Consider the following 20,211-nt stretch of genomic DNA (forward strand, 5'->3'; position numbering starts at 1 on the left):
TCCTTGACCCGGGCGGGCCGAGGCATCATCTTCCCCCTGCTCTGCCACAGGATGCGCGGCACCCCATGCGGGGCCGCGCTCATTTTGCGTGCCGGGCCGGACGCGCATCCGCGCTGCCCGAGGACCACGCGCCGCTCCCTTTGGCAGGGCGCAGCGCCTCTCATGAAGGATAGGCATGTCGAAGGAAGACATGATCGAATTCAGCGGCCAGGTGATGGAGCTTCTGCCCAACGCCATGTTCCGCGTGAAGCTGGACAACGAGCACATGCTGCTCGCGCACACCAGCGGCAAGATGCGCAAGAACCGCATCCGCGTGCTCGCCGGTGACCGCGTGAACGTCGAGATGACGCCCTATGACCTGACCAAGGGCCGGATCACGTTCCGCTTCAAGTGACTCTCGCTTCGGGTGACAGGCCTCTGCAGGAGGCTCCGCCCGCGGGGCAGGACGCAGGCCGCCCGCCCCTGATCCTCGCCAGCGCCAGCCCGCGCCGCCTGGACCTGCTGGCCCGGCTGGGCATCGTGCCCGACCGGATCGAACCCGCCGACCTCGATGAAACGCCGCGCAAGGCCGAGATGCCGCGCCGCCTGGCCCAGCGCCTGGCGCGGGCCAAGGCTCAGGCCGTTGCCGCCCGTTCCCCCGGCGCCCTGGTCCTGGCCGCGGACACGGTGGTGGGGGTGGGCCGCCGCATTCTTGGCAAGCCCGCCGATGCCGCCGAGGCGCGCCGCTTCCTCGACCTCCTGTCGGGCCGCCGGCACCGCGTGACCACCGGCGTGGCGCTGGTCTCGCCGGATGGCACCCTGCGCGAGCGGGTTGTCGAAACCACCCTCGCCTTTCACCGCCTGACCGATGCCCAGGCGGAGGACTACGTCGCCACCGGCGAGTGGGAGGGCAAGGCCGGCGGCTATGCCATCCACCAGCGCGCCGAGGTGTTCGTGCGGTTCCTCTCGGGCAGCCATTCCGCCGTGGTGGGCCTTCCGCTTTTCGAGACGGCGCAGCTTCTGCGCGGCGTGGGCTGGCTGCGGCCTTGAAGCCTGCCGCGGCGCGCGGCGGCGCCACGGCCGAGGCCACCATCCTCGTCTCGACCTCGCCCGGGGAGCGCCGCGTGGCGTTCTGGCGCGGCGGCACGCTGGAGCAGGCCTTCATCGAGCGTCCGGCACGGCCGGACGGGGTGGGCGACGTCCATCTGGGCCGGGTCACCGCCCGCGTGCCCGCCCTGTCCGGCGTCTTCGTGGCGCTGGAGGGCGATCTCAGCGGCTTCCTGCCGGATGCCCAGGGCGGCGAGCGGCTGACGGAGGGCACCATCCTTCCGCTGCGCGTCACCCGTGCAGCCCAGGGCGGCAAGGGGCCACGCCTGTCGGGCACCGGCCTGCCAAAGGACCTTTCCCGGGACGGCCCGCCCCGCCTGCTGCGCCGTGGCCCCGATGCCGCGCTGCGCCTGGCGCTGGCCCATTCCCGCGCACCCCTTCTTTCCGATCACCCCGCGGAGGCCGCCCGGCTGCGCGCCACCCTCGGGCCCGATCGTGTGCGCCTGCTCGCAGGTCCCGCCTTCGACGAGGCGGTGGAGGCGGAGTTCGACCTGCTGGCCTCGCCGGAGGTTCCCCTGCCGGGCGGCGGGCGCCTGCTGGTGCATCCCACCCCCGCGCTGATTGCGCTGGACGTGGACACGGGCCCGGCCGCCGGGCGCGACGGCGGGGCCCATCGCGCCGTGAACGCGGCGGCGCTGGCCGAGGCCGCGCGGCAGATCCGGCTGCGTCACCTGGCGGGACCGATCCTGCTGGACCTTGCCGGAGGCAGCGCGGCCTCCCGTGCGGCCCTGCTGCCGGCCCTGCGTGCGGCGGCCGGGCCCGACCCGCTGCTGCGGGTGGTGGGGCTGACGGGGCTGGGTCTCATGGAGATGGTGCGCACCCGCATCCATCCGCCGTTGCACGAGGTGCTCGGCCAGCCGCCCTCCCCCCTTACCCAGGCCCTGGCCGCCTTGCGCCGCGCCGCGCGGGAAGCGGTGGCGCGCCCGGGGGCGGCGCTGGCGCTCCGGGCGCATCCGCGCGTGCTGGCGGCCCTGCGCGGCCTTCCCGGCGCGCTGGAGGACTTCGCGGCGGGCGCCGCGCACCCCATTTCCTTTGTCCCGGATCCGGCGCTCACGCCCGGGGAGGAAGTCATCGAGGACGCCCAGCCCCATGCCGACTGACAACACCAAAGCGTGCCCCGTTTGCGGGAAGCTCGCACGCCCGGACGCCCGCCCCTTCTGCTCGCCCCGCTGCCGCGCCGTCGACCTTGGCCGCTGGCTTGGCGAAACCTATGCCGTGCCGGGCAAGCCGGAGACGGCGGAGGAACAGGACGTGGAATAACCGCGGGGGCGGGATGGACAGGTGCCGCGGCATCGTTTATCCCCCGCGACCTCTGCCGGCGGCAACGCCGCTTCGCTTGGGCCCAGGTAGCTCAGTTGGTAGAGCATGCGACTGAAAATCGCAGTGTCGGTGGTTCGATTCCACTCCTGGGCACCACTTCCCTTTCCGAAACCTGATGTCGTGGCCGAAGCACTCGCTTGGGCGTCCGCATGCGTGGCAGTCGCCCTTGTTCCCACAGGCGTAAGAGCCCGTTTTGGGATCGGGGATGGGCGATGCACCTAACGACCAGAGCGACCATGGCGACCAGGTCGTTCGTGGTAGCGCATCACATTCAGCACGTTGCACAGGTCCACGCCCTGCTTGCGTCCGCGCCGCGTGGGTTGCGGCAGCAGTAGCTGCCACACCTCCCATCCTCGTCCGTCAGGTCAGACGGGTAGCGCTGCATTCTGCGCGGGAGGTCGGCCATCCCGCTGCGGTTCTCTCGGTTTCACGATCCCGGCGTGAATCACGCCTCGCCGCCCGCCGCCCTAGCAGCAGGGGAAGCAGCCGCGGCGTATCCGTATTGCACCCCAGGCCTGATCACACCCAAGGAACGATTGCAAAAAGCAGGGAAGGTCGAGAAACCTGTGCCGCTCCTCCGCAGCTAATCACCGCACGGGATCGATCCCAATAATGAAGGAATGCCAGGAAGCTCAGCATGACGCGCCCCTGCATCAAGACGGCCGCCCAAGCGCTTGAAGCCTTCGATAAACTGACCGCCACCCGCCAGATCACCGCCGCGCTTGGCGCTTCACTTGAACATATCAGGCCAGGATCGCCGGAATGGAGCGAAACGATCCTGCAGCTGCAAGCCTGCTCGCAAGCGACATTCGACCTGACCTGGGCACTGCGCGACTTCCTGACGCTGTTAGCGCAACTTTAAAGCCACCACGAAGGCCGCAGGAGGCTCGGATAGACAGAGCGGCGCCCGATGCAGGCGACCGACGCCTTCCTGATCTGCCGCATGACCATGGCAGGACCGGTGGTCATGGCGTGACCGTCACCGGGTTCAGGATGCGCCTGGCCCGGCACCCTGGACACCGGTTCGTTCTTGGCCGCCGCGGTCATGCTCGTGCAGGGCATGCGGGGCGCGTCAGTCCTGATCACGAGCGATCAGGCGCCTGATGGCCCGGCATCCCGCCGAGAGCGCGTCATTCACGCCGAGCCTGCTGCGCAGCACGCCGCGCTCATCCACGCGGTCCGCAATCTCCTGACGCCGCACGGCTCAAGGAAAAGCGCGCGCGATCTGCCACCCGCACGCCCAGGCATGGTTGCATGGCTATCCCTTCCCTCCGGCGGACGACGCCGCTCTTCTCTCGCGAGGGAAGGGTTCGGCGGGGTTCGGGGGGGGACCGTCGCGCAGCGCGCTACCGTTCCGCCCAGCCATGCGGGTGTAGGCGAACAAGACCATCACCAGATGCAGTTCCGGAGTGGGGTGCGCCGGATTGCGCCATCGCGCCGGAACAGCCATGGCAGGGAGCAAGCGTGAGGGACGCTGACGCGCGGCATCGTGGAATGCGGAACGGGGCGCAGGAGCGCAGCCACTGGATGGTGGAGCCGGGCGCTCCGTCCCGAGGCATGCCGGAGACAGGGAGGTCGAGGATGTCCACAAGGCTCTGGTCGCTGGGAATCCTCCTCGTCGCGCTCGGCCTGGCCGCGCGGGAGGTGGGCTGGGACACGTTGCTCTGGCTGCCGATGGCCGCCATCCGCTCTCTGCTCTGGATTCCCGCCGCCGCGATCGATGCGGTGCGCTCGGACCCCACCACCTTCGGCGTGGTGGCGCTGGGCGTGCTGCTCATGGTGCTGGCCCGCCTGATCGGGCGCAGGGGCGGCTAGGACGGGACCGCCGGGGCAGGACGGCCGCTGGGCCGCCCTGCGAGTGCTCAGACGCCGTGCTTGCCCATGCCCGTGGTCTTCGCCTTGGTTTCGTCAGTGACACCGTTGTCGGGATCGGCCAGCTCGTCCGGCTGTCCCGGTGCATCGCCCGCCGCGCCCTTGACCTTGATGTTCACCGGGCCGCCCGGCGCATCCGGGCCCGTGAAGTTGTTGTTGTCGCCCGGGCTCGGCTTGTACTGGTGCTCGGGCGACTTGTCGCGCGGGCGGGGCACCGGCCCGCTCATGGTCGTCTTGCTGGAGACGGCGTTCTCCTCGGGCATGATGTCGGCGCCCTTCTCGGCAGGCTCAGTCATGGCGCTCTCCTTTTAGGACCTGTCCGCCTAACGCCAGCGGCGCGGCGGGGTTCGCGCCTTCCACCATTCCGACGGATGGAAAGCAGCGGCGCCGGCACCGGCGCGTTGAGGGTGCCTGCACAGGAGGCCACTGATGGTCCAAGCGGTGATTTTCGACGTGGATGGAACGTTGGTCGATTCCGTCGACCTTCATGCCAGGGCCTGGCAGGACGCCTTCCGGGACTTCGGGCACGAGATCGCCTTCGACAGGATCCGCGGCCAGATCGGCAAGGGCGGCGACCAGCTCATGCCCGTCTTTCTTTCGCCGGAGGAGATGGAAGCGAAGGGCGAGGCACTCTCGAAGCACCGGACGTCGATCATGCAGGACCGCTACCTCGGGCAGATCCGCGGCTTCGAGGGGGTACGCGACCTGTTCCTGCGCATCAGGGCCGATGGCACGCGCATCGCCCTCGCCTCCTCGGCCAAGGCGGACGAGTTGCAGCGCTACAAGGCCATCGCCGGCATCGAGGACCTTGTGGACGCGGAAACCTCCTCGGACGACGCCGAGCGGTCGAAGCCGTTTCCCGACATCTTCCAGGCCGCCCTGTCCCGCCTGGATGGCATCCCGGCCCGCTCCGTCGTCGTGGTCGGCGACACTCCCTATGACGCGGAGGCCGCGGGGAAGGCCGGCCTGCGCGCGGTGGGCGTGCTCTGCGGCGGCTTTCCCGAGGAAGACCTGCGCCGGGCAGGCTGTGTCGCGATTTTCGGCGGCCCCGCCGACCTGTTGGCGCGCTATGAGACCTCGCCCCTGGTGCCGGGGCCTTAGGCCCAGCCCCCAGGGGCGGGTCGGAGCACGCCTTCCCCACGACCGGCGCGCCGCCGCTGCCCCGGCGCGCGGGCGTGGCATTCCCGGCCAGTGGGCTCGAACCCGCGCTCGCTCCGGGGTCTGATGAACGCGGTGGCGGGGCCGCTCCTGCGGAGGTCGAGGCTGGCTGCGACCTCCGCAGGAAAACAGCTTGATTGATCTAAGATAATAAATCACGGTGATAACAGGACCATTACGTTACGATTTGCGCGCTTTCTCCGGGCATTATCTGTCGGATTATCTTACACCTGATGGCAGGCGTTGAGGTTCTTTGCTGCAAGCCCCTGATTTATCTGTCGATAATCGATGGCACGATGGATGCGTATGAGAGGAGGCAATCTGGCAGAGGCGGCAATTCCGCCGTTTCGATCATAAGGATGCAGCGCATGCGCAATATTTCTGCGACGGCGAAGGCACTGACTCGCGCGACGCTGGCTGGTGGCGCGATGGTCCTCACGCTGTCGCTTGGCAGCGTGGCCGTGCAGGCCGCGACTGCGGTGACCTTCGATCCCGGCGCCTTTGTCCCGGGTGCCTCGTCCTTCACCGCGGACGTGCTCAACCTGAAGGACTACTCGCGGGTTGACCTCGGCGCGAGCAGCGGCGGCTCCACCGCCTTCACCGAGAAGGGCTTCCTGCTCGTCAACAACGCTTCGCTGGGCAGCGAGACCTTCAACCCGACCGGCAACCGCGACGCCTACACCCTGTACTTCCAGTACAACGGCACGGGCACGCAGAACGCGACGGACTTCACGTCCAGCTCGCAGGGCGTTTTCACCGGCCTCACCTACACGCTCTACGGCGCTGTCGGGGAGTCCAGCTTCAGCGTTGACGGCAGCCAGCCGACCGTCAGCAACGAGGGCGCGACGACCGTTCTCGCCACGGGCAGCCTGATCAACGGCACCACCAGCTTCTCGGCCAACCCGACCGGTGCTGCCGCCAACATCAGCGCCACCTACATCGAGCAGCTGTCCAACTTCATCCTCTCGCCGACCAACTCGACCCTTCGCGTGTTCGGCGCCTTCAACAACAACGAGCAGATCGTGACGGTCGTGAACGACGGCCGGAGCTTCCTGATCAACGGCGGCGGCGGCGACATCTCCTTCACCGCCACCACCAACCCGACGCCGGTTCCGGAGCCCGCCTCCATGATCCTGTTCGGCACCGCGCTGATCGGCCTCGGTGCCGCTGCGCGCCGCCGCAAGTCGGTCTGAAAGGCATTCCGCGCGCAAGCGCGGGCGCCAGACGAAAGCTTATCTAGTTAGTTAGACTGAGGGCGGTGCGCGAGACGCACCGCCCTTTTTTTGTTTTTCGGCCGGATCATCTCCGGAACAGTACGATTTACGATATATATTTAGGGGCTGATCAAAAGAAGACAAATCACCAGCCAGCTTTGTATTTATTTCGGAACGTTAGGAATATGCTGCTTGGTTTTTTCCCTTGCCCGCACCTCAAAACAAAAAAAGCCCATTCATACCTGTAACGGCTGAAACTTGCCTTGCATCCCCGCCGGAATTTGTTCACCACACGGATCCGTGAGGGGAAAAGGCGAGCGATGACATCTGCACGCAGCGACATCCTGGACGCAGCGAAAGACTTCGAGGTCACCATTGCGGATACGCCGGAGCGGCTTCGTGCTGCCTACAGCCTCCGCCACCAGGTTTACTGCATGGAGCGGGGTTACGAGCCGGGCACCGGCGCCCTGGAGACCGACCGCTTCGACCGCCGCGCCGGCCACGCGCTGCTTACCCAGCGCAGCACGGGCCGGCTGGTCGGCACCGTCCGCATCATCGCCCCCTCCGCCGTGGGGAGCGACCTCGACCTGCCGATGCAGAGCCTCTGCCAGGACGGCGCGATCCGCGCCCTGCCCACGCGGGGAACGGGGGAGATCAGCCGCTTCGCCATCTCCAAGAGCCTGCGCGACGCCTCCGCCGACGGCATCCCGCTCCGCCTGGGCCTGATGCGCGGCGTGGTGCAGCTCAGCGCCAACATGGGCATCCGCCACTGGTGCGCCGTGATGGAGCACACGCTGCTCCGCCTGCTGCGCGGCAGCGGCATCCACTTCCAGCCGCTGGGGCCCGCCGTGGAGTTCCGCGGGCTTCGCCAGCCCTGCTGGGGCCCGGTGGACCAGGTGCTGGGGCGCATGTTCGCCGAGCGCCCGGCGGTGTGGAACTACGTCACCGACGGCGGCGCCCTCTGGCCCGCCCCCATGCAGGCGGCTGCCGCGGCCTAGCCGCCGCGCAGGTCCGCCACCGAGCGGCGCACGGAGCGCTGCCGCGGCGGCTTGTCCCGGGGCTCGCCGAGGCGGGCCACGAAGATCAGGCGATCCGTCTCCTCGCCGGCAAGGGCGCGCAATCCTTCCGCGCAGCGCGCGGCATCCCGCCGCAGCCCCGGATCGTCCAGGCCGGATTCCGCCATATGGGCGCAGAGCAGCATCGCGATGCCGGGCTGCATGACCAGGCCCAGACGCGTCGCGGTCAGCCAGAAGCGCAGCAGGCTGGCCCCTGCCGCCAGCAGCCCTTCCGTGTCGCGCCGGCCTTCCTCGGGCAGCGCGACGGTGAGGAAGGCCGAAGAGCCCAGCGCCGTCGCCCAGTCCATCTGCAGGGCCGCCGCATGGGCGCCACCCAGCCGGTTCACCGCCACCATCCGCCGCCAGTCCCGCACCGCCCAGCGCATCAGCGGCAGGGTGGGTCGCCAGAGTCCGGTGGCTCCCGCCGGAATGCCCGTGGCGCTGTGGCCAGGCGCCCAGTCGATGGCGCTGCGGTGGATGGCGTGCGCCTCCGGCAGGCGTAGGCGGAAGCGGGTGGCCAATCCCCCAAGCCGGGCGAAGGCCATGCGGTCGCGGTCGTCCTCGTGCCAGCGCAGGATCAGGTTGGGACCCAGCGCGGCTTCCAGCGAGGCCCTCTCCCGCGCGAGGAGCGGGCGGCGCCGGTACGCCCTTCTGTCCACCGAGCGCAGCGGCAACAGGGCGTAGAGCGGGTCCGGCTCCACCCCGCGCGCTGCGGGGAAGCGGAGGTCCGCCACCAGGCGGCCGGCGCTCTCGTCGAGTTGCCCCTCCATGACGCGGCCATGCGTCGTGCCGGCGATGCGCAGCGCTTCCAGCAGCATCCCGGCCGAAAGGCGGGAGGGCTCTCCGCCGCGGTACTCGTAGGGGTTGCCGGGATCGTGGGCGTCGAAGGACACGCGCACCGCATCCGGGCCGCGCTGCTCGAAGCGCCAGGGCTGGACGTTGTCGCCGCTGGGCGCCCAGCGGCCCGCCTCCAGGATGGATTCCAGCACGCCGGCCGGGGGTTCGGGCGGGCGCGGGGCGCGCAGCATGGCGCCGAACTGGCGGCGGGCGATGGCGATCTTCAGGCGCTGGGCCGGCGCCGCGTTGCCCCGACGCATCCGCGTGGTCGCGAAGCGCTGGAGATAGGCGTCGTAGTGGTGGTGCGCCGGCGCCGCCTCCACCCCGCCGCGCAGCAGCAGGATGCGCGTCGCCATGGCCGCCACCGCCCCGGCGCAGAGCAGGCACGCCGCGCCGGTGGAGGGGCCGCGGTGGTTCGCGAGGTCGATGCGTGAGGGGTCCACCAGATAGGCGCGGTGGAGCCCGCGCGGGGCAACGCCCATGAGGAAGCGCAGATACTGCTCCTCCACCGGGTGGCCTTCGAGCTGGAAGTATTCCTCGAAGCTCATGCCCGTCGGCATGAAGGCCAGCAGGCCGACCCCCATGCCGATCGGGGCCGCGGTCAGCGCGGGAATGCCGAGGTCCCGGCAGCGTGCGAAGGCGCGGCGGCGGATGTCCATGGAGAAGAAGTCGATGCCATCCACGAAGAGGTCGGCGCCGGACAGGAAGTGGTCGAGGTTCTCCGCCGTGATCCCCGCGCCGAACGTGCGGAGCCGCACCTCCGGGTTCACGTCGCGCGCCATCTCCGCCAGCACCTCGACCTTGGGGCGGCCCACCGTGGAGGCGAAGGCGCCGGCCTGGCGGTTCAGATTGGGCCAGTCGAAGGTGTCGAGGTCCGAGATGGTGAAGGCGCCGATGCCCAGCCGGGCGAGCGCGATCAGGTGCCCGCCGCCGACGCCGCCCATGCCGGCGATGGCGACGCGGCGGCCACGCAGCGACTCCTGCTCCTCGGCCCTGACCCAGCCCAGGTTGCGCGAGAAGGCGGCGTGATAGTCGAAGGGCTTCATCGGGCGCCGCGCGGGGCGGCCGGAGGAGTGGCTTCGGCGGAAGAGGGAGAATGCTGCATCCCCGATTCATACGCCTCAAGCTGGGCATCCGTCAGGTCATCGACCTGGAGAAGCTGCCAGTTTCCCTCAACCCTTCGCCGGACCAGCCGGCCACCGGGCTCCCCGGCCAGGGAAACACGCCAGATGCCCTGGTCCGACAGAGGCTGCCGGGCACGCACGGCGGCGATCGTCCCGAACACCCCATGGCCACCGGCGACGGCACCGGGATGGGGGGCCACGAGGTCGGCAACGCTGCTCACGGCGTGCGGGGCGCGGTCGGGCGGCAGGGTCTGGCCTTGCGCCCCGACGTCGCATTCCCGCCTGCTGCCGTCCCCCACCGTCGCCACCCTGTTTCTCATCACCAGGATCGCAGTTGTTGTTCCCGCGCGCATGTCCGTGAACGCCCGGACCGGTGCGGGGTTGCCACGGTTCCCTTCCGGCGGAGGGCGCCGCGGAGGCGGGAGAGGTTCCCCCTTCCCCCTCCCCGGCAGGCACGGCAGAAGGTTTCCTCGCTGTCCGTCACCGCCCAGGCTCAGGCCCGCGGCGCCCGGTCCCCAAGGATCCCTGTTCCGCATGAGCACCATCCCCGTGACCCTGCCCTCCGCCTTCCGGTCCGATGCCACGCACGGCCATGGCCTTGAGCACGGCGCCCCTGACCTGGCCGGCACGCTGCCGGCACGCATTCAGGCCGTGGGCACCAGCCAGATCGGCATGGTGGCCGATCGCGGGCGCGACGACCCGGAGGTGGTGAAGCTCTGGATCGGTGAGGGCGACCTTCCCACCCCGGACTTCGTGGTGGAGGCGGCGCACCGCGCCATGCAGGCTGGCGAGACGCGCTATACCTATTCCCGCGGCATCCCCCGCCTGCACCAGGCCCTGTCCGACTACCATCGCCGCCATTGGGGCGCGGAGGTGGCGCCCGAGCGCTTCGCCATCACCGCGGGCGGCATGAACGCCATCATGCAGGCCTGCCAGGCGCTGCTGGAGCACGGGGACGAGGTGATCATCCCCACCCCCAACTGGCCCAACCTGGCCGAGGCCGTGCGGGTGACGGGCGGCGTGCCCGTCACGGTGCCCTACCGGAGCACCGCCGGAGGGCAGTTCTGCCTGCCGCTGGAGGACATCGAAGCCGCCATCACGCCCCGCACGCGTGTTCTGGTGGTGAACTCCCCCTCCAACCCCACGGGCTGGGTGATGCCGCTCGCCGAGATGGAGGCGCTGCGGGACCTCGCCCGCGCGCGCGACCTCTGGATCATCTCCGACGAGGTCTACGGTCACTTCACCTACGGCAACGCGATCGCGCCGTCCTTTCTCCAGATCTGCACGCCGTCCGACCGGCTGATCGTCACCAACACCTTCTCCAAGAACTGGGCGATGACGGGCTGGCGCGCGGGGTGGGTGGTCTATCCGGACGGGCTGGCCGCCACCTTCGGCAAGCTCGGGCAGTACAACACGACTTCCATCCCGACCTTCATCCAGCACGCGGCCATCGCGGCCCTCGACGAGGGCGACAGCTTCATCCGCACCATGGTCGGGCGCTGCGCCGAGAGCCGCGCGATCATGGTGGATGGCCTGGCCCGCCTGCGCGGCGTGACGGTCTTCGCGCCCGAGGGCGCCTTCTACCTGATGGCGCGGGTGGACACGGGCGAGACAAGCCTGGACCTCGCCTTCCGGCTGCTGCGCGAGGCGAAGGTGGGCGTGGCCCCCGGCACGGCCTTCGGACCGGAGGGAGAGGGTTTCATCCGCATCTGCTTCGCGGTCAGCCCGGCGCTGGCGCGCGAGGCGGTGGCGCGGCTGACCCGCGTGCTCGGCGAAGGGCCCGGGGCGAAGCCCCTGGCGGACGCCGCGCGGGCCTGAACGGGCGGCGGGGCGGTCAGCCGTCCCGCCGCTGCGCGTCAGGAACAGGCCGCAGAAAGACGCGCGTCATCTCCGGATGCGTTTCCTCGATGCGCCGCGTCAGCTCCGCCGCCGCGCGCTCCACCTCGCCGCCCGGCATGGTGTCGGCGAAGTCGATGGTCACGGCCAGCAGCACCTCGCGCGGGCCGAGATGCATGCTCAGCAGCTCGTCCACGGACACCACGCGCGGGTCCCGCTTCAGCAGCGCGCGCACGCTGTTCAGGCGGTGGGGCGCCGCGGCCTCGCCCGTCAGCAGGCTGCGGGTTTCGCGCGCGAGGACGACGGCCGTGCCGGTCAGCAGCAGGCCGATACCGATCGAGGCGATGCCGTCGAACTCCGCCCGCCCCAGCCATTCCGCGAGCCCGAGGCCGGTGATGGCGATGAGGAGCCCGACCAGCGCGGCGGCATCCTCCAGCAGCACCGCGAACACACCGGGGTCCTTGCTGCGGCGGATGGCGGCCCAGAAGGGTTCGCCCTCGTGCAGACGGCGGAACTCGCGCCAGCCGACGCGGAAGGACAGCGCCTCGAACAGCATGGAGGCGCCGAGCACCGCGAAATTCACCCAGGCGGAGGCCACCGGTTCGGGGTTGTAGAGCTTGTGCCAGCCCTCGTAGATCGAGAAGGCGCCGCCGAGCGCGAAGATGAGCAGGGCGACCACGAAGGCCCAGAAGTACAGCTCCATGCCGTGGCCGAAAGGGTGCGCCGGGCTGGGCGCACGGGCCGCGCGGCGCAGCCCGAAGAGCAGCAGGCCCTGGTTGCCGGTATCGACCGTGGAATGGATGGCCTCGCTCAGCATGGCGGAGGAGCCGGTCCAGAAGGCCGCGGCGAACTTGGTGGTGGCGATGGCGAGGTTGCCGGCCAGGGCGGCCATGATCACGCGGCGCGATCCGTCGCTCGACATGTGCCAGGCTCCTCGATGCGTCGGCGGAGCGCGGCAGCGGTGACGGTGCGGCGCGGTGCTTGCGCCGCGAGGGGCTGAACGCCCGCCCGGCGGAGGCGTTTCGCGTCCTCCGCCTTCAGGCCGGCGTCATGCGCCCCTGGCGCCCGGCGGAACCCTCGCCCGGATCGCGCCGGAGCATGGATCCCGGCGAGAAGACGGACTGAGCAAGGCCGCCGGGCGCGCCCTCCGGCCGAAGCAGGGCGGCCAGCAGCGTCTCCGCCTCCGACGCGGTCTGCACCACCTCCTCCTCCGGCACCGGGTGGCCGAACAGGAAGCCCTGCATGCGCGACACACCCAGCCCGTGCAGCAGCCGGAACTGTCCGTCCGTTTCCACCCCCTCCGCCACGGCGCGCAGGCCCAGCGCCTGCGTCAGGTCCAGCATGGCCCGCACCACCGGCAGCGCCTGGCGGTCCGTGCCGAGCCCGGCCGTGAGGCTGCGGTCCAGCTTCACCGCGTTGAAGGGAAAGCGGCGCAGGTTCGTCACGGAGGCGTAGCCGTTCCCGAAGTCGTCCAGCGCCACGGTGACGCCGAGCGCGCGCAACGCCTGCATGGCCTCGGACATGCGCTGGGGGTTCGGCACCTGCATGGTTTCCGTGATCTCCAGCCGCAGGCGGGAGGGCGGCAGGCCGCTGACCGCCAGCGCCTCCTGCACGAGCTCCACCACATCCAGCAAGGCCACGGTGGCCGGCGACATGTTCACGGAAACCGCCCAGGCCTCGGGCCAGGAGCAGGCGGCGCGGCAGGCCTGCATGAGCACCCAGCGGTCGATATGCGGGACCAGGCCGGACTGCTCGGCCACCGGCACGAAGTCGCTGGGGGCCACGCGCTGCCCGTCCAGCAGGGTCCAGCGCACCAGCGCCTCGAAAGCCATCACGCGGCCGGAGGGCAGGTCGAGGATCGGCTGGAAGTGCAGGTGGAAGGGGTTGCAGCCAGCGGTGAGCAGGGCTTCGCGCAGCAGGTTGTGCAGGGTCATCCGTCCCGCGATGTCGACGGGCGCGCGCTCGGCCGGGGCCTCGGGGCTGAGCGCAAGGCGGGTGATGCCGCGCCCGGCGCGCTTGGCGGCGTAGAGCGCCGCGTCCGACGCGGCCACCAGCTCCTCGGCGCCGGAGGCGTGGCGCGGCGCCACCGCCACGCCGATGGAGGTGCGCAGCGGCACGACCTGGCCGTCGATCTGGAAGGTATCCGCCAGCGCCGCGTGAACGCGGCCGGCGATGGCGAGCGCCGCATCCACCGAGGCGCCCTCGCCGCACAGGATGGCGAACTCGTCCCCGCCGAAGCGTGCCACCATGTCGCCCGCGCGCGCCACGGCGCGGAGCCGGCGCGCGACCTCGCAGAGCGCGCGGTCGCCCCCCGGATGGCCGAACAGGTCGTTGATGCCCTTGAAGCGGTCGATGTCGAACATGAGCAGGGCCGCGCTTCCCGTGCCGGCGCAGGACTCCTCCAGCCGCCGGTCGAAGGCCGCGCGGTTGGCCAGGCCCGTGAGGGGATCGACCAGCGCCATGCGGCTCAGCTCCCGCATGCAGCCGTGCAGCTGCAGCGTGGCCGAGGCGCCGGCCGCGATCTGCGCGAGCTTGGCGACCATGTCACGGTCCACTTCGCGCGGCTCGCGATCGATGACGCAGAGAGAGCCCAGCACGAAGCCGTCCCGGTCCAGCAGCGGCGCGCCGGCATAGAAGCGGATGCCCGGCATGCCCGTCACCAGCGGGTTGGAAGCGAAGCGGTCGTCCAGCAGGGCGTCCGGCACCACCATGACATGATCCGGCCGCATGATCGCGTGGGCGCAGAAGGCGTGGTCGCGCGAGGTCTGCTGCAGCGGCAGGCCCAGGACGGACTTGAACCACTGGCGGTCCGTGTCCACCAGCGAGAGCGCGGCGATGGGCGTGCCGCAGACCGAGCGTGCCAGCTCGGTGAAGGCGTCGTAAACCGCGTCCGGCGCCGTATCGAGGATATCCAGCCGCCTCAGGGCCGCGATGCGCTCGCGCTCGTCGCGGGGCATGGGGGCTGGGATCATCCACGGGTCTCCGGTGTGTCGCGGCAAGGCAGAAGCGAGAGCCGCGCGGGGAACCGGCTGCCGGCGGGCCCGGCCTGGAACAGGAGCCCGCCCGCAGCCCGGACCATGCCGCAGCGGAGCCGGAAAGTGGCGTGAGGTTGTGTGAGGAAGCACGGCTGCCGCCGGCAGGAGCCGGGCGGCCACTCACGAAATGCGGCGCTTTGTGGGATTTTGTCGTCTGCCCATCCGTCGCCGGCGGGCCGGATGCGGGAAGGTGCTCATCCCGGCCCGCGCCGGCAGCCACGCCGGTCATCCATGGCCCCGGGCGGGATGCGCAACGCGGCCTCCGGCGGCGGTGGCCGCCAGCGGGTCCGGCCCACTCCCGGCTTTCGCTCAGAACCGCGTCGGCGCCAGGAAGGTGGCCAGCCGGGCCTCGACCCCCGTGCGCGGCAGCGGCGCCGGGCGGGGCGTGAGCGCGGCGGTGCTTTGCTCGTCCTCTTCCAGCCCCGCATCGCTCCACGCCAGGCGCGACATCATCACGAGCAGCCCGGCGTAGTAGCTTTGGGCCTCCGAAACCTCGGGCAGGGAGGCCGCGCGGGTTGCCCCGCCGGCCGCCACCCCGGCCGGACGGCGGCTGGACGCGCCGGCGAGGCACCCGATGGCGCGCAGCCCGGCGTCCCCCGCATAGGGCGCCACCGCATCGGTGCGCAGGTCGGCCCAGGCGGGCGGCGCCGCATGGGCCGGGTCGTTCCAGAACTCCACGGCGGCGCGGAGCGTCGGCGCCTGGCGGTACCCGGCCCAGGCCAGGTAAAGCGGCACCCGGATGGCGTCGTAGGAGAAGCGCGGCGCCCATCCCGACGCCAGCGTCGGCCGGCCCGCGCCGCGCGGCAGGGCCACCCAGTCGGCGGGCAGCTTCCAACGCCCGAAGCAGGCGGCCTCGGACAGCGCCAGGCCGCTTTCCTCCAGCCTGGCCCAGAGCGGATTGGGCACCAGCAGGGCCATGGCGCGGAAGGCCGGCAGGACGGAGTAGCTGGGGTTCACGACGACATGGTCGGGCTTGAGAAAGCCGGAGGCACCCGGCAGCAGCACGGCATCCTTGCCCTGCGCCACCACCACGCGCCGGAGGATGTCGCGCCCCATCTGGATGGCCAGCGCGCGGTGTTCCGCCACGCCCCAGCGCCCGGCGGCCTCGGACAGCGCCCAGGCCGCCAGCAGATCCCCGTCGGTGGCGTTGTTGAGGTCGGCCACGGGCACGGAGGCGCCGGGCTGGTAGCGCCAGGCGAGCAAGGTGTCGTCCGGCCGGCGCAGCACCCCGCGCGTCCAGGCCAGGATGCGCTCGAAGCCCACGCGGTCGTCGAAGCGGGCGGCGAAGAGCAGCGCGGCGCCCTGCCCCTCGGAATGGGACACGTTGCTGTTGCCGGTGTCGATCACCCGGCCATCCGGCATGACGAAGCGCTGGCGGAACGCCACCCAGTCCGCGGTCGCCGCGGCCGCGCGGGCGGGGCGCGTGCGCACCGCCGCCGCCGCGGCCAGCGCCGCGCTCAACAGGTTGCGGCGGCCGAACGGAGCAACGCCGGCCGCGCCGGCATCATGGGCGGGAGCGGCGCGCTGGGTTTTCGACATCTCCGGCCGGGCTCCTGGAAGCGGACTGGGTTCATGATTCCTTCAGATGTCGTAACGGTTAGGCGGTCCGGCCAGCGAAGTAGCTTTTGTTCGTTTTTGTCGCGGGGCACGGGCGTGGAGATGGCAGGCCGGGCGCGCCACGCCGCGCTCCGGCCGGCCGCGTGACACACGATCACAATTGCTCACCTTTTTCCGGACGGGGAGGTGATGGCGGGCATGTCATAAAACGGCCGCACCGGGCCGGAGGAACCATGCTGGATACCGCGGAGTACCCGCCCGATCCGTCCATGGCGGCCATGGGCGGAAGCGGCACCCTCCGGCTGGACAGCCGCCACCGCATCGAGGCCGTGGACGCGCAGGCCGCGAGGCTGCTCGGCCTGCCCACGGCGGCGCTGCTTGGGCACTGCCTCTGGGATCGCTTTCCCGCCCTGTGCGGGACCGAGCCGCACCGGCGCTGCCTTGCCCTTGCCGGCGCGGAGACGCCCGGGACGCAGGACGTCCTGTTCCGCTTCGAGCCGCTGGACCGCTGGTACGTGGTGGTCATCACGCCCCTGCCGGCAAAGGCGCTGGAGATCCGGTTCACCGACGTGACCGATACGCCTGGCGGCATCGCGGCACAGCTGCGGGCCGAGCGCCTGGACGCCGCCGCGCTGGCCACGGGCCGCCTGTCGCACGACTTCAACAACTGCCTCACCGTGATCATGGGCAACGCCGAGTACCTGGAGGAGCTCCTGGCCGACCAGGCGGAGCTGCTGGAGGCCGTCCGCTTCATCGGGCAGGCAGGCGAGCGTGCCGCGGCGTTGACCGGACGCGTGCTGCAATTCGCCCGGAGGAAGGCCCCGCCGGGTGATGGGAAGGCGGGCGCGCAGGAGGTTCTGGCGCGCCTGGAGAACAGGCTGCGGGCCGGGGCCCCGGAGCACCGGATCGAGGTTTCGTCCGGGCCCGGCCTGCCGCTGGTGCTGGCCGAGCCTGCGGCGCTGGAGGCGGCCCTGCACGAACTCGCCTCCAACGGGCTGGAGGCGATGCTCCCCGGCGGCACCCTGCGGATTTCCGCCGCGGAGGCGGAGGAGGGGCGCGTCGCCTTCACGGTTGCCGATACCGGGCATGGAATGGCCCGGGCAATGCTGGACCGCTGCATCGAGCCTTTCGTCACCACCGCGGAGGCTCACTGGGGCACCGGCCTGGGGCTTTCGGCCGCCTACGGCTTCGCGACGGCCCATGGCGGGGCGTTGCACCTGGAAAGCCGCCCCGGCGAAGGAACCCGTGCCGTGCTCGACCTGCCGGGCACCCCCGCCGAAGCACCGGGGGTGCCCCCCCGGCGGACCATGTGCTGCTGGTGGAGGACGACCCGGCCGGACGCGAAGGAATCGCGCGGCTGCTGGGCGGGCTGGGCTACGGCGTGACCGCCGTGGCCTCGGCGGAGGAGGCGATGGAGGCGCTGGAGCGCTGCCGGCCGGTCCCTTCCCTGCTGCTGGCGGACGTGATCCTGCCCGGCGGGCTGGACGGGGCGCGGCTGGTTGCGGAGGTTCGGCGGCGGATCCCGTCCCTGCCCGCCCTGCTGATGTCCGGCTATGCCGCGCAGCCCCATGGCACAACGCTCTGCGAGAACGGCATCCGCCTGCTGCCCAAGCCCTTCCGCAAGGCCGAGCTGGCCCAGGCGGTGGCGGAGGAGCTGCGGACGGCGCGCGTGGCGTAGGATGCGGGCCGGGAAGCGGCTGGCCATGCGGGAAGCGGCCCGGGCCGCGGATGGCCGGGGCTGGCGCCGGGGCCACGGTGCCGGGCGGGTGCCGGCTCGCCTGCCGGGCGACGGTTTGGCGCCTGCCGTCCCGGCAGCAGGTCCGGGCGGCCTCGCCTGGGTTCCGTCGAGGAGCCGGAACGGCGTGCAGGGGGCCTGCCGCCGGGCCGATCCGGCGCCGCGCGCCGCGGACCCGCCCGGCGCTGCCCAGCGGGCTCGCGGGGCCTGCCTTCGCGTCCTCGTGGTGGAGGACGACGGCCCGGTGCGCGAGCACGCGGCGCGCCTCATGCGCGCGCTCGGCCACGCCGTGCGCGAGGCGGGGGCCGGAACCGAGGCGCTGCAACTGCTGGCCGACGATCCCGGCTGCGACCTCCTGTTCAGCGACGTGGTGATGCCGGACATGGGCGGCGGGGAGCTGGCGGAGGCCGCGCGGCGGCGGCTGCCCGGCCTGGGCATCGTCTTCGTCACCGGCCATCACGAGGATCCGGTGGTGGAGCGCATGCGGCGGGAGGGCAGCGCCGTGGTGCTGACCAAGCCCTATCGTTGCGGAGCCGTGGCGGAAGCGGTGCGGATGGCGGTGGACGGCCGCGCCGCGTCCTGATCTCCGCCTACACTTTCGGACGACTCCGTGCATGTGCCGGCGCGGCCGCCTTGCGATGATCGCGGCGCCGGGGGACGCGTCCTCCGCGGCGACCAAGGAGGGGATCTTGAACATTCACGGGCTGCCCTCCGCGCCCTCTTCGCCTGGGGAGGGTGAAGCGGGGGAGACGGGCTTGCCGGCGCTGCTGGGCAGCACGCCGCGCGGTGTTGCGGCGCGCTCGCTTATCGGGCAGCTGCGCCACCATCACGCGCCCACCGCCGCGCACTGCGCGCGGGTGGCGCGCGTGCTGATGCGGATGTGGGCCCGCGCACCGGACCAGCTGGGCGACCCCGAGACGCTGCTGATCGCCGGTGCCCTGCACGACATTGGCAAGCTGTTCGTGCCCGCCTCGACCCTCGGCTCGGACCGGGCGCTGGATGAGGATGGGCTCGCCACCATCCGCCGCCACCCCGAGACGGGCGCCGAGGTGCTGCGCAGCCTGGGCTTCCCTCCGGTGGTGGTGGCCGCCGCGCGCGACCACCACGAGCGCTGGCAGGGGGGCGGCTATCCCGTCGGCGGACATTCGGAGGACCTGCACGTCGTGGCGCGCGCCACCGCCGTGGCCGATGCCTATGTCGCCATGGTGGAGCCCGGGCGGGCCTACCGCACGCCGCTGACTGACGGCGCCGCGCTGGCGGAGCTGCGTGCCTGCCGCGGCACGCATTTCGATCCCGTGCTGGCCGATATTCTCCTCGTGGAACTCGCTGAGCGCGCCGCCGCCGGCCTGGCGTTGATTTGAAGGAACAGGGCATGCAGCGCGCCGCCGCCACCGCCGCCCTGGCGGAGGCCATGAGGCAGGGCGGAAGCCCCTCGGGGCCCCTTTTCCGCCGGCTGGTGGAGGGGGCGTCGGACATGGTGATCCTGACCGATGCCAGCCTCGACTGGCCCGGGCCCTATATCCGCTACGTCAATCCCGCCTTCACCCGGGTGACGGGCTGGGCCGCCGAGGAGGTGCTGGGTCGATCGCCGCGCCTGCTGCAGGGGCCGGGAACGGACCGCCAGGTGCTCGCCGCGATGGGAGCATCGCTCAGGGCCGGCAGTCCGGCCTCGGCCAGGCTGCTGAACCATACGCGCAACGGCATGCCCTTCTGGCTGGACATGCAGGTGGTGCCCATGCTCGACCCCCGCGGACGGATCGGCGTTTTCGCCAGCTTCGCGCGCAACGTGACCGGGCAGGGCCCGGACGGGAGCGCGCCGGACACCATGGCGGACTGCGACCTGCTGACCGGCCTTCCCGGCCGCCAGGCCCTGCTGCGGGTCTCGGCGCTGGAATTCGCCGCCCAGCCCTCCGCGCGCTTCTGCTTCGCCGTGCTCGGCGTCGATGGGCTGGCCGCCGTCCGGGCGGAGCATGGGCCGCGATCGGCGGATGCCGTGCTGATGGGGGTGGCCGGCCTGCTGGCCCGCAATCTCCGCCGGGTGGATCTGGTGGGGCGCCTGGACGATGCGCGATTCGGCCTTTGCATGCCCGGCCTCGCGCTGGTGGAAGCGCGGACGGTGGTGCAGCGCCTCCGTGCGGCCGTCGCGGCATCGGCCTTCCCGACCCCTGCCGGGCCGCTGCGCGTCTCCTGCGGCGGCGGGCTCGCCTCCGCCCTGGCGGGCGATCAGGTGGCGCAGGTCGTTGCCCGGGCGGAGGCCGCGCTGGAGGAAACATCGCTGGAAAACCAGGACCTGCTCGCCCCGGCCTGAGCCGTGCTGCTTCTCCGCTGCCACAGTGAGGCGCGCTAAACCCACGCGTGTGGAATCGGTCTTGCTCTCGCGCC

21 protein-coding genes and 1 tRNA gene are annotated in these 20,211 nt (G+C 71.5%); 16 read left to right on the top strand and 6 right to left on the bottom strand.

Annotated elements, in window-relative coordinates; genetic code table 11:
- Nucleotides 1-175: 175 nt before the first annotated feature.
- The 7 genes from infA to ACFFIC_RS05965 all read left to right on the top strand — a co-directional run bounded on the left by infA (nt 176) and on the right by ACFFIC_RS05965 (nt 4,221).
- Nucleotides 176-394, top strand: a complete 219-nt coding sequence (gene infA / locus ACFFIC_RS05935; protein WP_043836045.1) for a translation initiation factor IF-1 — start codon at nt 176-178, stop codon at nt 392-394.
- Nucleotides 395-417: 23 nt separating this feature from the next.
- A complete protein-coding gene (locus tag ACFFIC_RS05940) occupies nt 418-1,029 on the top strand; it encodes a Maf family protein (protein WP_456306925.1) in 612 nt (203 codons plus the stop codon).
- Entirely contained in the window at nt 1,026-2,186 is a 1,161-nt protein-coding gene (locus tag ACFFIC_RS05945; RefSeq protein WP_377049214.1) for a ribonuclease E/G, read from the top strand. The genes ACFFIC_RS05940 and ACFFIC_RS05945 overlap by 4 nt, the downstream gene beginning before the upstream one ends.
- Complete coding sequence (gene yacG, locus ACFFIC_RS05950) at nt 2,176-2,346, top strand: DNA gyrase inhibitor YacG (RefSeq protein ID WP_377049215.1); 171 nt, start codon at nt 2,176-2,178, stop codon at nt 2,344-2,346. Before ACFFIC_RS05945 ends, yacG begins: the two co-directional genes overlap by 11 nt.
- A gap of 80 nt (nt 2,347-2,426) precedes the next feature.
- Nucleotides 2,427-2,502, top strand: a tRNA-Phe gene (locus ACFFIC_RS05955).
- A gap of 541 nt (nt 2,503-3,043) precedes the next feature.
- Nucleotides 3,044-3,268 (top strand): hypothetical protein, encoded by a 225-nt coding sequence (locus ACFFIC_RS05960; protein ID WP_377049216.1) that lies wholly within the window; start codon nt 3,044-3,046, stop codon nt 3,266-3,268.
- 719 nt (nt 3,269-3,987) lie between these two features.
- Nucleotides 3,988-4,221: a hypothetical protein gene (locus tag ACFFIC_RS05965; RefSeq protein WP_377049217.1), complete on the top strand. Its 234-nt coding sequence runs from the start codon at nt 3,988-3,990 to the stop codon at nt 4,219-4,221.
- A 47-nt stretch (nt 4,222-4,268) separates the two neighbouring features.
- Here ACFFIC_RS05965 and ACFFIC_RS05970 read toward each other — a convergent pair whose 3' ends face one another.
- A complete protein-coding gene (locus ACFFIC_RS05970; protein ID WP_377049218.1) occupies nt 4,269-4,574 on the bottom strand; it encodes a hypothetical protein in 306 nt (101 codons plus the stop codon).
- Between the two features lie 133 nt (nt 4,575-4,707).
- On the opposite strand from ACFFIC_RS05970, the gene ACFFIC_RS05975 reads away from it, so the two are divergent.
- The 3 genes from ACFFIC_RS05975 (at nt 4,708) to ACFFIC_RS05985 (ending at nt 7,648) form a co-directional block, all read left to right on the top strand.
- Complete coding sequence (locus tag ACFFIC_RS05975) at nt 4,708-5,379, top strand: HAD family hydrolase (protein ID WP_377049219.1); 672 nt, start codon at nt 4,708-4,710, stop codon at nt 5,377-5,379.
- 425 nt (nt 5,380-5,804) lie between these two features.
- Nucleotides 5,805-6,629 (top strand): flocculation-associated PEP-CTERM protein PepA, encoded by an 825-nt coding sequence (pepA, locus tag ACFFIC_RS05980; protein WP_377049220.1) that lies wholly within the window; start codon nt 5,805-5,807, stop codon nt 6,627-6,629.
- Between the two features lie 341 nt (nt 6,630-6,970).
- Nucleotides 6,971-7,648: a GNAT family N-acyltransferase gene (locus ACFFIC_RS05985; RefSeq protein WP_377049221.1), complete on the top strand. Its 678-nt coding sequence runs from the start codon at nt 6,971-6,973 to the stop codon at nt 7,646-7,648.
- Here the strand turns inward: ACFFIC_RS05985 and ACFFIC_RS05990 are convergent.
- Both ACFFIC_RS05990 and ACFFIC_RS05995 read right to left on the bottom strand, forming a co-directional pair.
- Nucleotides 7,645-9,588: a ThiF family adenylyltransferase gene (locus tag ACFFIC_RS05990; protein ID WP_377049222.1), complete on the bottom strand. Its 1,944-nt coding sequence runs from the start codon at nt 9,586-9,588 to the stop codon at nt 7,645-7,647. The genes ACFFIC_RS05985 and ACFFIC_RS05990 overlap by 4 nt on opposite strands.
- Entirely contained in the window at nt 9,585-9,986 is a 402-nt protein-coding gene (locus ACFFIC_RS05995) for a hypothetical protein (RefSeq protein ID WP_377049223.1), read from the bottom strand. Before ACFFIC_RS05995 ends, ACFFIC_RS05990 begins: the two co-directional genes overlap by 4 nt.
- 214 nt (nt 9,987-10,200) lie before the next feature.
- Between ACFFIC_RS05995 and ACFFIC_RS06000 the strand changes: the two genes are divergently transcribed.
- On the top strand, nt 10,201-11,484 hold the full coding sequence (locus ACFFIC_RS06000) for a pyridoxal phosphate-dependent aminotransferase (protein ID WP_377049224.1): 1,284 nt from the start codon (nt 10,201-10,203) through the stop codon (nt 11,482-11,484).
- A 16-nt stretch (nt 11,485-11,500) separates the two neighbouring features.
- Here the strand turns inward: ACFFIC_RS06000 and ACFFIC_RS06005 are convergent, their stop codons facing one another.
- The 3 genes from ACFFIC_RS06005 to ACFFIC_RS06015 all read right to left on the bottom strand — a co-directional run bounded on the left by ACFFIC_RS06005 (nt 11,501) and on the right by ACFFIC_RS06015 (nt 16,076).
- Entirely contained in the window at nt 11,501-12,424 is a 924-nt protein-coding gene (locus ACFFIC_RS06005; protein ID WP_377049225.1) for a cation diffusion facilitator family transporter, read from the bottom strand.
- Nucleotides 12,425-12,539: 115 nt separating this feature from the next.
- Nucleotides 12,540-14,474, bottom strand: a complete 1,935-nt coding sequence (locus tag ACFFIC_RS06010) for a putative bifunctional diguanylate cyclase/phosphodiesterase (protein ID WP_377049226.1) — start codon at nt 14,472-14,474, stop codon at nt 12,540-12,542.
- A gap of 372 nt (nt 14,475-14,846) precedes the next feature.
- A complete protein-coding gene (locus tag ACFFIC_RS06015; protein WP_377049227.1) occupies nt 14,847-16,076 on the bottom strand; it encodes a glycosyl hydrolase family 8 in 1,230 nt (409 codons plus the stop codon).
- A gap of 251 nt (nt 16,077-16,327) precedes the next feature.
- On the opposite strand from ACFFIC_RS06015, the gene ACFFIC_RS06020 reads away from it, so the two are divergent.
- From ACFFIC_RS06020 to ACFFIC_RS06040, 5 genes are all read left to right on the top strand, one after another.
- Nucleotides 16,328-17,479 carry a two-component system sensor histidine kinase NtrB gene (locus ACFFIC_RS06020; RefSeq protein WP_377049228.1) on the top strand — a complete coding sequence of 384 codons (1,152 nt, stop codon included), beginning with the start codon at nt 16,328-16,330 and terminating at the stop codon, nt 17,477-17,479.
- Nucleotides 17,413-17,772, top strand: coding sequence for a response regulator (locus tag ACFFIC_RS06025; RefSeq protein ID WP_377049229.1), 360 nt, complete (start codon nt 17,413-17,415; stop codon nt 17,770-17,772). Before ACFFIC_RS06020 ends, ACFFIC_RS06025 begins: the two co-directional genes overlap by 67 nt.
- Nucleotides 17,773-17,956: 184 nt before the next feature.
- Nucleotides 17,957-18,412, top strand: coding sequence for a response regulator (locus tag ACFFIC_RS06030; protein WP_377049230.1), 456 nt, complete (start codon nt 17,957-17,959; stop codon nt 18,410-18,412).
- 106 nt (nt 18,413-18,518) lie between these two features.
- Nucleotides 18,519-19,190: an HD-GYP domain-containing protein gene (locus ACFFIC_RS06035; RefSeq protein WP_377049231.1), complete on the top strand. Its 672-nt coding sequence runs from the start codon at nt 18,519-18,521 to the stop codon at nt 19,188-19,190.
- 11 nt (nt 19,191-19,201) lie between these two features.
- Nucleotides 19,202-20,137: a sensor domain-containing diguanylate cyclase gene (locus tag ACFFIC_RS06040; protein WP_377049232.1), complete on the top strand. Its 936-nt coding sequence runs from the start codon at nt 19,202-19,204 to the stop codon at nt 20,135-20,137.
- The last annotated feature ends 74 nt before the right edge of the window (nt 20,138-20,211 follow it).

The sequence above is a fragment of the Muricoccus vinaceus genome, from assembly GCF_042433125.1.
GTDB classification, from domain to species: Bacteria; Pseudomonadota; Alphaproteobacteria; order Acetobacterales; family Acetobacteraceae; genus Roseomonas; species Roseomonas vinacea.